We start from the raw sequence: 12,979 nt of genomic DNA, 5'->3' as shown, positions 1-12,979 counted from the left end.
AAGTAAACTTAGGAAAAAAGATTGGAACTAAAGGTGAAACAAAAATAAGAATAGTGATAGGATATGATGGTAAGATATGGACAGCATTTCCAGTAAAATAACTTTTGAATACAATTTTGTAGTTGATAATGGAATTATTTCAAATAAAGATAAACGAGATGTTCCTACCATATTAGCGGTAGAAGCTACACTTACAATAAAAATCAATAATGAATTATACTTTGAAACAGAACTTGCTATTTTAGAATTCTATAAAGCATTATACGAATGGAAAAACAGAGTCACAGATGAACATACTCCAGAATTCCATTATTATACGATTGAATATGACGATTATGAAGATGGTGCTATTCTATCTTTAATTCCATTTTCAAATAAAGCAAGAGTGAAATCGATTTGGGCAGAGCAAGATTTGTACAATATTTTCGATTTAGACTATATCGTAAGGGAATTTATTCAATTAGAGCAAAATCTAAAACGAGATATAGAAAATTACTTTGGAATCGAATTGAAAAAGTTCATAAAACAGATCCCTTTAGTAAAAGGTCCTTATTCAGATGATTATTAGCAAATAAAAGAGAGACTTGAATTAAACAGGTCTCTCTTGCATTTTTCAAGAAAATATTAATAATTAATGAATTCTTCGGTTAGGTTTTTCACTCCATTTTTTTGGCTAATGAATCCTGTCCTCTATAGCAGAACCAGCAAGTTTCTAATTGAAATTCTGATATTCCTGTTCCATCAAAAGTTTGACATCTTTTTTATTATCTTCTTTCACCAACAGAGGGCATTGAATGATACGGGTTGATAATTTAATAAAGTTCAAAAAGAAAGGGATAAAAAGTCATACCATTTTAATCGTCTTTATTCGTCCGAACGACTAATACATCACAATGGGCGTACCGAACGATATGTTCAGAGACACTTCCGATTAGGAATCGTTCGACCGCATTTAAACCAGTTGCACCACAGACGATTAAATCTGCTTGAACATTTTGAGCGATGTCCTTCGATATTTTTACTTTCGGAGACCCGTATTCCATAATGATCTCAGGTTCGTGTACACCGAATTTCAAGGCTTCATTTTTGTAGTTTTCTAACATTTCTTTTGCATAGTTGCTCGCTCTCTCTGCAATGGTTTGATCGTATGCTTCCAAGGTTGCGAAAGAACGCATATCGATAATGTGAACGAGATATAATTGACCATCGTTTCGTTTAGCGATTTCGCAAGCCTTTTTGAAAGCCCAATCCGCTTCCTTCGAACCGTCCAATGCGACTATAATTTTCTTATAATCATTTGCCATACAAAATCCCTCCTTATACTTTTATTATACACTAGGATAAAGGTTATGTTTTAAAAAAATTTAAAAAAGATTTAAAAATGAAAGCGTTTTTCGTGAGTATTTTTGTTTTGTATTATATGATAAAGGAAGATACGAAAACAACCTTTTATGATAATATTGGATAAATCCATTGATTTCAGGAGGGTATATGAAAATGAAAATTGGAATACCTAAAGAATTAAAAAATAATGAAAATCGTGTTGCTATGAGTCCTGCTGGTGTTATTCACCTCGTGAACCATCAGCATGAAGTGTATATTGAATCAGGTGCAGGACTTGGTAGTGGTTTTACCGATGAAGAATATATGAAAGCTGGTGCGAAAATCGTCGACACAGCTGAAGAAGCTTGGAGTCAGGAAATGGTTTTGAAAGTGAAAGAACCTTTGCCAAGTGAATATAAATATTTTCGAGAAGATTTAATCCTCTTTACCTATTTGCACCTTGCCAATGAAGAAGAATTAACGAAGGAATTACTGAAAAAAAATGTAACGGCTATTGCCTATGAAACCGTTCAACTTCCAAACGGCCAGTTGCCGCTACTAACGCCGATGAGTGAAGTGGCCGGGAGAATGTCTGTACAATTGGGAGCACAATTTTTGGAAAAGGTATACGGTGGAAAAGGAATATTGCTATCTGGTGTACCTGGCGTTCAGCGGGGAAATGTAACGGTGATCGGTGGAGGTGTCGCAGGAACGAACGCTGCAAAATTAGCGATTGGCTTAGGGGCAAAGGTAACGATTCTCGATATTAATCCGGAAAGACTTCGCCAAATTGACGATATTTTCCACTATGAAATTAACACGTTAATGTCCAATCCTTTCAATATCCATGAAGCGGTGAAAAATGCTGACTTAGTCATCGGTGCGGTTTTAATTCCTGGTTCGAAGGCACCGAAACTTGTTACCGAACAGATGGTAAAAGAGATGGGGGATGGATCGGTCATCGTTGACATTGCTATCGATCAAGGAGGGATTTTCGAGACGACCGATCGGGTTACGACCCATGACGAACCAACATACGTAAAACACGGGGTTGTACATTATGCCGTTCCGAATATTCCCGGTGCCGTTCCTCGTACTTCCACGTTGGCATTGACAAATGTAACCATTCCGTACGCATTACAAATTGCTAATAAAGGATATAAACGAGCATGTCTTGAAAATGAAACGTTGTTGAAAGGAATTAATACATTGAAGGGATATGTTACTCATAAAGGGGTAGCGGAAGCCCATCAAATGGAGTACACCGACCCAAAACAATTATTGTTAGAAGAAATCGTGTTAAATAATTAACTCATCCTTAACGAAAGTAGGGGCTGTCCAGAAAGTCGTATTTTTGACTTCTGAATGCCCCTTTTAATATTACAAAACCTTAATATATCAACATTTCTGTTTTACTAGTATTTGGTGATTTCTCACTTTTCGGACAGTCCCTTTTCCTCGTCAATGAAATTCGGTTGATTTTATTTCGATGCAGATGCTTTTTTTCGGCATTGGTTTAGCCCCTACAACTCACATGCTCGTCTATGGGCTTCTGTTCGTGATGTTTCATAAGAAATAGCCACCATCTTCCCTGCCGTTACCTTAGGTCTGATCGGTCAATCCTTTGGTTATGTTTTGAACAAGATTTCCAGTTTTAAGCATTCGCCCATATGTGGGAGGAAGTTACGAAATAATTTGCAATTGTTTTGGAAAACGGGTGAGGGACAAGGCTTCATGGTCGGTCACAACCACATCGTCTTCAATACGAACACCGATTTCATTTGGAATATAAATCCCTGGTTCAATGGTAAAGACCATTCCTTTTTTTAAAGGAAGGGGATTTGATTCAGTAATGGACGGGAATTCGTGAACGCTAATTCCTAACCCGTGTCCAAGTCGATGGGTAAAATATTCCCCGTAGCCTGCTTCGCTTATGATCTTTCTAGCAGTCATATCCAATGTCCCACAGGAAACGCCTGGTCGACTCATGGAAATCGCCTTTTCTTGTGCTCGTAAAACCGTTTCATAGATTTCCCCTTGCTTTTTTGTCGGACCGCCGTAATGGACGGTTCGTGTAATATCAGAACAATAACCTTCGTAAACGACGCCTAAATCAAAAAGAACGAAATCGCCTTTTTTTACTTTCGTTAAACCCGGTGTACCGTGGGGGGATGCTGCCTTTTCTCCTGTCAAAACGATGGTGGGAAAGGACATTTTTTCCACCCCTTTTTTCTTTAGTTCGTATTCGATTGCTGCTACAATTTGTAATTCCGTAACCCCTTCTTTGATTTCATTTATACCGACACGAATGGCATAATCGGCAAGTTCAGCAGCCTTTTCTAATTTTTCCAATTCCGCATCATCCTTGATCAGTCGTTGTTGATTTAATTGGTCCTCCGCATTTTTAAAGGAAGCGCGGGGAAATTGTCGTTGAAGTGTTTCGTAGCGAAATGCGTTTATATGGTTCTTTTCAACGGCGAATGTTGTTCCATTTCCAACTCGCTTTTTTATTTCATCGGTTAATATTTGTAACGGATCTTCAGTATCTTTATAACCGAAAATCGGATAGTCCCAACCCTTATCCTTTGCGGAAGTTGCTTCCATAAGTGGACATATTAAAAAGGGTTCCTCCCTTTGGAAAAGAACGATTGCCAACAATCTTTCATGGGGATCACTGTAAAAACGACTGAAATAAAAGACATTTTCTGTCGATGTAATAATCGCTGCATCGATCTTTTCTTCATTTAACCATTGTTGGAAAGTTTGAATACGCTTGATCATAAGAACCATCCCTCCGTATTTTTGAATGATTACAATAAGCCTAACACCGATATTTCCAGTTGTAAACGAAAATTCCACCACATTTCTGCAGGATTTTGCAATGAAAATGGCGAATGTATTCGTTAAATGTAAAAAAAGGGGGTTTGATTAAAAATGAAAATTACATACCACGGCCATGCGGTTGTGAAAATTCAGACGAAGGGGAAGGAAATTTTAATCGATCCATTTATTACTGGAAACGGACTTACTGATTTAAAGGTAGAAAAGGAACAACCTGATTATATTATCGTTACCCATGGACACGGTGATCATTTGGGGGATACGGTGCAATTGGCGAAGAAAAAGAATGCCCTCGTCATTTCAATGGTTGAATTGGCCCAATTTTTAGCAAGTCAAGGGGTAAACAGTCACGGAATGAATATTGGAGGAAGTTATGATTTTGATTTCGGTACGGTGAAACTAACGCCTGCCTTACATAGTACAGGCTATGAAAATGGGGAAGGTGGTTTCCATTATTTAGGTACTGCAGCAGGAGTTTTGCTGACAATTGAAGGAAAGAGAATTTACCACGCAGGGGATACAGCACTTTTTTCCGATATGGAGCTAATCGGCAAAGATCCGATCGACATTGCCTTTTTGCCGATCGGGGATAATTTTACGATGGGACCTGAAGATGCAGCCTATGCGGCCAAACTACTTAAAGCAAAATATGTCGTTCCGATTCATTACAACACATTTCCTGTTATTGAACAAGATCCGAATGATTTTATTCAAAGGCTTGATACGGGAATCGGTAAAATCTTGGAACCTGGAGAAGGAATGGAATTATAATATGATGCGGAAAAGGGGGATGCACGCCCTCTTTTTTATTTGAAAATGAAAATGGAATAATTGAATACAAACAGTCGATACGTGCATATAGTTAGGAAAAGGAGAAAATGTTTGAGAAAGAGGCGAAGTTATATGCGGATGAAATATTTCATATTGTTTATGTTTTCCATCGGCTTGTTAATTTACGCCTTACCACTTTTGCCGTTTAATGGACAAGGAGTGGCCGGGTATTTTTCTTGGATTTGGTTATTATTTGCCCTATTTACGATTGCGGGAAATTTAGTTGGTCTATTATTTTCACCGAAACAAGGGAAAAACATATATGTTCAACGAAAAGATGCCGAACGTTTGCGTTATCCAACTCAACCACAGTCGAGGCGAATTCGAGAACGATAACCTTTCTTTTTTATGAAATGATGAAAAAAAATTAATACAGATGAAAAAAACTGTTATAATGCTAGTTAGGATTGTTGAAATTTTCAATAATGAAAGGTGAAAAAATGGCTACCAAACACGAACAAATTTTGAAATATATCGAGGAACTCCCAATCGGTGTGAAAATTTCCGTTCGGCAAATTGCAAAGGAGTTAGGCGTTAGTGAAGGAACTGCTTATCGGGCGATTAAAGATGCGGAAAACAAAGGGTTTGTTAGTACGATTGAACGGGTTGGAACGATTCGGATTGAACGGAAGCGAAAGGAAAATATTGAGAAGCTAACCTATGCAGAAATTGTCAATATTGTTGATGGACAAGTATTAGGTGGAAAAAAAGGACTGCATAAAACGCTGAATAAATTTGTCATCGGTGCGATGGAATTAGAAGCGATGATGCGATATACGGAAGCGGGGAACTTGTTAATCGTCGGAAATCGGGTCAATGCCCAAAAGCACGCTTTAAAGGCTGGCGCAGCAGTGTTAATTACTGGTGGATTTGATACGGAAGAAGAAGTAAAACGGCTGGCAGATGAACTTGAATTACCCATTATATCAACAAGCTACGATACGTTCACCGTTGCAACGATCATCAATCGGGCCATATTTGATCAATTGATTAAAAAGGAAATTTTGCTTGTGGAAGATATTTATATCCCGTTAAATCAAACGTATTATTTAAATATAAACGATACGGTTGATACGTGGTTTAAATTTAACCAATTATCCGGACATTCCCGTTTTCCAATTGTCAGTGGGGACTTTCGCCTTGAAGGTATTGTCACTGCTAAAGATGTCATCCATCAAGAAAAAGATCGCCCGATTGAAAAAGTAATGACGAAAAATCCGATTACGACAACACCGAATACGAGCGTTGCTACAGCGAGCCATATGATGATTTGGGAAGGGATTGAATTATTACCAGTCGTTGACGAGACAAACCGCCTTCTAGGGATTATCAGTCGCCAGGATGTGTTAAAAGCTTTACAAACTGCCCAGCGTCAACCGCACGTAGCTGAGACGATTGATAATATTATTTCTAAACAATTGAAAGAAGAAACCGACCAAGGTCAACATGCGATTTTTACATTCGAAATTACCCCACAAATGACGAATCATCACGGAAACTTATCTTATGGTGTCTTTACATCGGTGATTGTCGAATCGGCAAAACTGGCGTTCCGTAAATTGAAAAGGGGAGAACTCGTTTTAGAAACATTGACCGTCTATTATTTAAAGCCGATTCAATTGGATTCCATTATAGAAATAAAACCAACCATTTTAGAATTGGGACGAAAATTCGGAAAGTCGATTATTGAAGTGTATCATGATGGCGTGATGGTCGGTCAAGCGTTATTAATGTTCCAATTTATCGATCGTTAATGAAAAAGGAAAATAGAGCATAAACCGCTCTACTTTCCCTTTTCAATACCTTTCTAGTCATCTTTCATGACGTACGGTGTATAAAATTTATACGCTTTAAATCCAGTCCAAACGCTTACGGTACCGACGAGCAAAAATATGATGCCGATGACGATGGAAACCGTCGACTGGGAAATAAATAGGCGATTTAGCCCGAAAAATCCAACGAATAAACCGAGAGCAATCGATGATTTCGCCGATAACCATTTTTTTTCGTTCCCGTTGTTTGAACGTATGTATTTGATTTTATAATATACATAAAATCCTAAAGAGAATAGAATCAAAAATAATAGGATACCCATGAACGTCCTCCCTCTTCTGATTTTCTTTCATTGTACCGAGTATACCGTTTTCATGCTACTATAACGCTTCCATTAGGAAACAGGTTGAAGACGAATGAATATGAAAAAGATAGAAGGTGTAATAAAGTGAAAGAGAAAATCTATGAAAAAATCATTCAATACGATACGATCATCATCCATCGGCACGTGCGCCCCGATCCGGATGCTTACGGTTCCCAAGGAGGGCTAGCTGAGATCATTAAACATTCCTTTCCGGATAAAAATGTGTATATTGTTGGGGAAAATGAAAAGACGCTTATGTATTTGAATCAAATGGATGAAGTATCGGATACCATTTTTCAACATGCCCTTGTAATCGTTTGTGACACGGCTAATCGGGAACGCATTTGCGACGATCGTTATCAACTGGGAAACTATTTAATAAAAATCGATCATCATCCGAATGAAGATCCTTATGGTGATCTTAACTGGGTAGATACTTCCGCAAGTTCCACAAGTGAAATGATTTACGAATGGTTTTTACATGTGAAGGATAAGGGATTGAAAATGAATGCAAAGGCGGCAAGATTGTTATATGCGGGAATTGTTGGAGATACGGGGAGATTTCTATATCCGAGTACAACAGCGAAGACTTTCCGCTACGCAAGTGAATTAATCGAATATCCCTTTTCCCGTACAAAATTACATAATCAAATGTATGAGATGACCGAAAATTTAGTGAAATTCGAGGGATATATTTTACAACATTTTGAAAAGGATGCGGATGGGATTGGGAAAGTGGTCATTACGAAGGAACAAATGGCATCCTATCAGTTACAACCATCGGAAGTGTCCTTGTTGGTAAGTGTTTTAGGAAAAATAAAAGGAATCGTCGCTTGGGTGTTTTTCATTGAAGAGGATGATCAAATTCGGGTACGATTACGTTCGAAGGGGCCGATCGTCAATGAAGTGGCAAAAAAATATAATGGTGGAGGACATCCGCTAGCAGCCGGGGCAACGATTTATCGTTGGGAGGAAATTGGTTCGGTAATGGATGATCTTCGCGAGGCTGTAAAAACGTATAAAATAAAAGGTTAGATCGAAGTAAAATAGTCATTCATCGCTGTTTTATTTGGAACTGTCCGACGAGTCCCTAAATTGATGAAAGGGAAGATGGCTGACTCCAGCGGGGATAATACGAGACGAAGCCACAACGAACGATCAAGTCGAAAGGACCAGGTCGTACCCGCGAAAATTGCCGCCACTGAAATGAAATCAATTGAACTTTATTTTTTTCGAAGAACAGGGCTGTCCTTTTTGAACAGCCCTTTATTAAAACGTGATTAATCGTCTAAAATTAATTCTAAATGAATGGTTAATGTCGTATAAATAACCATTTCTTTAATGATTAATCGATACCGTTTATCATTGATTTTAATCTGTTTATTCATAATTACCTTTTTCAATAAATCGCGACTTTCGTAAACGAGATGTAAGTCTTTAGCCAGTAGATTGTTAATATCCTCTTTAATAGACTCTTCCACCTCAAAAACACTTAACGGATCGATGCGATATTTTTTCGCATTTTCAATTTTCACGATTACTTCTTGAACCGTTAACAGTTGTTTATTTTTTTCATTTAGTTTTTTAAAATCTTCCTGCCAAATATTTTTTTCCTTTTGCAATTCCAAAATTTGTTCCTTTTGTTTTCGGATCGTTTTCGCCTGTTCCTCCTGCATATGTCCGAACATGAATAAAAAAATGAGCCAACTGATCATAGCACCGATTACGACTCCGAAAAAGAAACGTTGCCCGTTTTTATAATAACGTTTTGCTGGAAGTCTCATGATAAATGATCCTGGGTGAGCCAGTTAATAATTACCGAACCAGTTTGGGCTCCCCCAAGTGCAGCTAAAATGAGAAAAATTTGTTTAATTAAGTCATCGGTGTCACCATAAATTAATCCCCGTTCAAATCGATATACCATGTCAAACGTTCCTCCAATCGCGGCAACGATGGCCCATATTCGTAAACTGTTTGATAAACGGTAAATTTCAGTTAAAGGTGGATTTCCTGTGAGGAAGGCGGAAAGTCCCCCTAATAATGCCCCTCCAAGAAGGACGCCTAAGGCTATAAAAAAGCTATGGAAAAAAGTAGGCACAAATGCTTCGTTCATTTCTTTTTCCTCCCGTTTCGAACGATATGTTCCCTCCGTAAACATTTTTTCGATAGATGGCTTATTAACAATGTATGGACATGTGGATTCGATTATGATGCCCTTAGAAAATTCTCCTTCTGTTTAAGCTGTAATGGCTATGTGGAAACATACGAATGATAGTATAATAATAGACAAATCAAACTACACCGAATTTGTAGAATGGTGGGGAAAGCGATGACATTTATTCATTTGGACACGTTCAGTGCCTATTCATTATTGGAAAGTATGATTATGCCGGATGAGCTCGTTCAAGAAGCGAAAAAAAGAGGGTATCGTACGGTTGCTTTGGCGGATAAAAACGTTTTATACGGGGTCATTCCCTTTTACAAAGCGTGTTTAAAACATAATGTGAAACCGATCATCGGGCTTAATGTAGATGTTTTAACGGAATCTGGAGAAGCACATCCGTTTATTTTAATTGCAAAAACGTATCTCGGTTATCAAAACTTAATCAAAATTTCTAGTGCGATCCAAACGAAGTCACTGGCTGGAATTCCGTTAAATTGGTTAGTACGTTTACGAAAAGATTTATTCGTTATTTCCTTTTTTGGGCTAGGGGAGATCGACGAGCTTCTTTTAGAAGGTGAAATGGAATCCGCTTTAGAAAAAGCAAAGGAATACCAAACCCTTTTTGATGAAAATGCTTTTTTCTTATCCATTCGTCCGAATACAGACGAGGGGAAAAAAGGGCTTATCGATCAAATTCTCCAAATATCTATCGACACGGGAATACCTGTCGTTCCAGTGGAACCGGTCCGATTTTTGAATAAAGATGATTATTATGCTTGGAAATGCTTACTAGCGATTAAAAAGAATATACCAATTGGTGACATACAGACTGAGCCACATTCGAAAGAATATTATTTAAAATCGGAAAGGGAAATGAAATCCCTCCTTCAAACGTATCCGGAAGTGTTAAAAAACTTGGAAAACATGGTCGATCAATGTGAAGTTCGCTTTTCCTTCCATCAACGGTTTATTCCGAAATATCCAGTTCCTTATGGCAGCTCAGATGAATACTTAAAAGAGTTGTGTGAAAAGGGATTACGTGGACGAATTGCTGACCCGCAAGACGTGTACTGGAAAAGATTATCCTATGAATTGGACGTTATCAAAAGGATGAATTTTAGCGATTATTTTCTAATCGTTTGGGATTTTGTTCGTTATGCGAAGGAAAAGGGAATCATCGTCGGCCCAGGGAGGGGTTCTGCAGCTGGCTCCCTCGTTGCCTTTGTTCTCGGAATAACAGATGTGGATCCGATCAAATATGATTTATTGTTTGAACGTTTTCTAAATCCGGAAAGGGTGTCGATGCCCGATATCGATATCGATTTTCCCGATCACCGGCGAGATGAAATCATTCGATATGTGGTACAAAAATATGGGGAAAATCAGGTGGCCCAAATTATTACTTTTGGAACCTTTGCAGCAAAAGCGGCGTTAAGGGATGTGGCCCGCATGTTTCAATTTTCTAATCAAGAATTGGGCCAATTATCGAAAGCAGTTCCGTCCAAATTAGGTATTACTTTAGATGAAGCATTGAAGGAATCGCCTGCACTTCAAAAATTAGTTCAGCACGATAAGTACAGGCAAATCTTTCAAATTGCAAAAAAAATTGAAGGTTTGCCAAGACATACATCCACCCATGCGGCTGGGGTTATCATTAGCGATCGGTCATTACTCGATATAGTGCCTTTGCAAAAGGGATCGACGGACACATTACTTACCCAATACCCGATGGGAGTTTTGGAAGAACTCGGTCTTTTAAAAATGGATTTTTTAGGTTTGAGAAATCTTTCGTTGATGGAACATATTTTGAAAGATATTGAAAAAACAAAAGGGAAAACCATTCGGTTGAAAGACATTCCTTTTGATGATCAACAGACGTTTCTTCTGCTTCAGGAAGGAAAAACGACGGGTGTTTTTCAGCTGGAGTCGGAAGGAATGCGAAATGTTTTAAAGAAATTGAAGCCGAGCGAGTTTGAGGATATCGTTGCTGTAAACGCCTTGTATCGGCCAGGGCCTATGTCGAACATCCCTTTATATATCGATCGAAAGCACGGGAGGGAACGGGTGGTTTATCCCCATCCCGATTTAGAGAATATATTGAAAAAGACGTATGGAGTCATCGTTTATCAGGAACAAATTATGCAAGTGGCCTCGAAATTTGCCGGTTTTACCCTTGGAGAAGCCGATTTGCTTCGCCGTGCGGTATCAAAAAAGAAGCGGGATATTCTAGACCATGAGCGGAAACATTTTGTTCAAGGGGCTTTGCGTTCTGGGTATTCGGAAAAGGTTGCCAATGAATTGTATGATATTATCGTTCATTTTGCTGATTATGGTTTCAATCGGAGCCATGCCGTTGCTTATAGTATGATTTCCTATCAACTTGCCTATTTAAAAGCCCATTATCCCCTTCATTTTATGGCTGCTTTGCTAACATCGGTGATCGGAAATGAGGAAAAAATTGCTGAATATATTATGGAGTTAAAACAATTCGGATATGCTGTCAAAGGACCTTCCATTAATCGAAGTCAATACCGATTTTTCGTTGATCATGATGGAATTCGTTTCAGTCTTGCTGCTATTAAGGGAGTCGGAATGCAAGCTTTAAAGGAAATTATTCGTGCAAGAAAGGAAGGACCATTCCGAGACTTATTCGACTTTTGTCTCCGGGTTTCGTTGAAAACGGTCAACCGGAAAACGATGGAGCATTTGATTTATGCCGGTGCCTTCGATGAATTTCAACAGGACCGAGCAGTTTTACTAGCTTCATTGGATGCGGCGATCGAACATGCCCGCTTGATGAAACCGGAAGACCGACAAATGCATTTAATGGGTGATGGTTTGCTTGATTTTCAACCGAAATACGTACAAAAAGAACCAATTCCAATTCATGACAAACTAAAATACGAAAAAGAGGTATTAGGTCTTTTTGTTTCTGAACATCCCGTTTCAATATACCGAAACGTTTATTATTACGAACGTTGTAAACATTTGGCTGAACTACTGTTACATGAGAGAAATTGTAAGGTTCTCGTTTACATATCCCACGTGCATAAAATTCGAACAAAAAGGGGAGAAGCGATGGCCTTTTTACATATCAGTGATGAATCGGGGGATCTTCAGGCGGTCGCTTTTCCAGAAGTGTATAGAAAAATTAGTGGTTATGTAAAAAATGATGAAATTCTGCTATTGGTCGGTTATTTAGATAAAAGAAATGGGGAACGTCAATTTATCATTCAAGATGCAAACTTAGCGGAAGAAATGCAACAAAGAGTAAAAGATCTTCGATTATTTATTCGGGTTGTCCAAGATGAAAAACATGAAAAACTCCTTCAATTAAAAAAGATTTTAAAACAGTATCAAGGAAAGACACCGGTCATTTTATTTTATGAACGTGGAAGACGGACTGTTCAATTGCCCGATGAATATTGGATCGATTTAAGGAGTGAAGGGGTGATGAAAATTAAGCGGTTATTTGGGGATAAAAATGTTGCCTTCAAATAAGGTTTTTTTCAATCATTTAGGAAAACGTGAATGTTAAAAAAAATCGTAAAAACGGAATTCTTTACAATCGAGACATTTATGTTAATATGATAAGTGAAACTTTATGTGGTCAGACCACTCCTGTAATCGAACGGAAGAATTAGGGATACACGGTTTACATGTTGTGGAAAATCGAAAATCTG

12 protein-coding genes and 1 pseudogene are annotated in these 12,979 nt (G+C 38.2%); 8 read left to right on the top strand and 5 right to left on the bottom strand.

Annotated features, from left to right (window positions below):
* Positions 1-5: 5 nt before the first annotated feature.
* Together OE105_RS13995 and OE105_RS08605 are read left to right on the top strand one after the other, a co-directional pair.
* Positions 6-101 (top strand): annotated as a pseudogene (locus OE105_RS13995) (SAR2788 family putative toxin); the annotation flags it as partial.
* Positions 77-568, top strand: a complete 492-nt coding sequence (locus tag OE105_RS08605) for a DUF7878 domain-containing protein (RefSeq protein ID WP_275419795.1) — start codon at positions 77-79, stop codon at positions 566-568. The pseudogene OE105_RS13995 and the gene OE105_RS08605, both read left to right, overlap by 25 nt.
* A gap of 286 nt (positions 569-854) precedes the next feature.
* Here the strand turns inward: OE105_RS08605 and OE105_RS08600 are convergent, their stop codons facing one another.
* A complete protein-coding gene (locus tag OE105_RS08600; protein WP_275419794.1) occupies positions 855-1,304 on the bottom strand; it encodes a universal stress protein in 450 nt (149 codons plus the stop codon).
* Between the two features lie 193 nt (positions 1,305-1,497).
* Here OE105_RS08600 and ald point away from each other — a divergent pair, with 193 nt between their 5' ends.
* Positions 1,498-2,634, top strand: a complete 1,137-nt coding sequence (ald, locus tag OE105_RS08595; protein ID WP_275419793.1) for an alanine dehydrogenase — start codon at positions 1,498-1,500, stop codon at positions 2,632-2,634.
* Between the two features lie 372 nt (positions 2,635-3,006).
* On the opposite strand, the gene OE105_RS08590 is transcribed toward ald, so the two are convergent.
* Positions 3,007-4,104 carry a M24 family metallopeptidase gene (locus tag OE105_RS08590; protein WP_275419792.1) on the bottom strand — a complete coding sequence of 366 codons (1,098 nt, stop codon included), beginning with the start codon at positions 4,102-4,104 and terminating at the stop codon, positions 3,007-3,009.
* Positions 4,105-4,257: 153 nt separating this feature from the next.
* On the opposite strand from OE105_RS08590, the gene OE105_RS08585 reads away from it, so the two are divergent.
* The 3 genes from OE105_RS08585 to OE105_RS08575 all read left to right on the top strand — a co-directional run bounded on the left by OE105_RS08585 (position 4,258) and on the right by OE105_RS08575 (position 6,749).
* Entirely contained in the window at positions 4,258-4,935 is a 678-nt protein-coding gene (locus tag OE105_RS08585) for a metal-dependent hydrolase (RefSeq protein ID WP_275419791.1), read from the top strand.
* Between the two features lie 111 nt (positions 4,936-5,046).
* Entirely contained in the window at positions 5,047-5,331 is a 285-nt protein-coding gene (locus tag OE105_RS08580) for a hypothetical protein (protein WP_275419790.1), read from the top strand.
* Positions 5,332-5,435: 104 nt separating this feature from the next.
* Positions 5,436-6,749, top strand: a complete 1,314-nt coding sequence (locus tag OE105_RS08575; protein ID WP_275419789.1) for a DRTGG domain-containing protein — start codon at positions 5,436-5,438, stop codon at positions 6,747-6,749.
* A gap of 53 nt (positions 6,750-6,802) precedes the next feature.
* Here the strand turns inward: OE105_RS08575 and OE105_RS08570 are convergent, their stop codons facing one another.
* Complete coding sequence (locus OE105_RS08570) at positions 6,803-7,090, bottom strand: YtpI family protein (protein WP_275419788.1); 288 nt, start codon at positions 7,088-7,090, stop codon at positions 6,803-6,805.
* A 126-nt stretch (positions 7,091-7,216) separates the two neighbouring features.
* Between OE105_RS08570 and OE105_RS08565 the strand changes: the two genes are divergently transcribed.
* Entirely contained in the window at positions 7,217-8,167 is a 951-nt protein-coding gene (locus OE105_RS08565; RefSeq protein WP_275419787.1) for a DHH family phosphoesterase, read from the top strand.
* A 245-nt stretch (positions 8,168-8,412) separates the two neighbouring features.
* Here OE105_RS08565 and ytrI read toward each other — a convergent pair whose 3' ends face one another.
* Both ytrI and ytrH read right to left on the bottom strand, forming a co-directional pair.
* On the bottom strand, positions 8,413-8,916 hold the full coding sequence (ytrI, locus tag OE105_RS08560; RefSeq protein WP_275419786.1) for a sporulation membrane protein YtrI: 504 nt from the start codon (positions 8,914-8,916) through the stop codon (positions 8,413-8,415).
* Positions 8,913-9,245, bottom strand: coding sequence for a sporulation membrane protein YtrH (gene ytrH / locus OE105_RS08555; RefSeq protein ID WP_275419785.1), 333 nt, complete (start codon positions 9,243-9,245; stop codon positions 8,913-8,915). The genes ytrI and ytrH overlap by 4 nt, the downstream gene beginning before the upstream one ends.
* Positions 9,246-9,461: 216 nt before the next feature.
* On the opposite strand from ytrH, the gene dnaE reads away from it, so the two are divergent.
* The gene (gene dnaE, locus OE105_RS08550; RefSeq protein ID WP_275419784.1) at positions 9,462-12,797 is read left to right on the top strand and encodes a DNA polymerase III subunit alpha; all 3,336 of its coding nucleotides are present in this window, start codon (positions 9,462-9,464) and stop codon (positions 12,795-12,797) included.
* Positions 12,798-12,979: the final 182 nt, after the last annotated feature.

The organism is Fervidibacillus halotolerans (assembly GCF_026547205.1).
Classification (GTDB): Bacteria; Bacillota; Bacilli; order Bacillales; family Caldibacillaceae; genus Fervidibacillus; species Fervidibacillus halotolerans.
The sequence above is the reverse complement of the archived record's forward strand: the minus strand, read 5'-3'. Positions and strand labels throughout refer to the sequence as shown.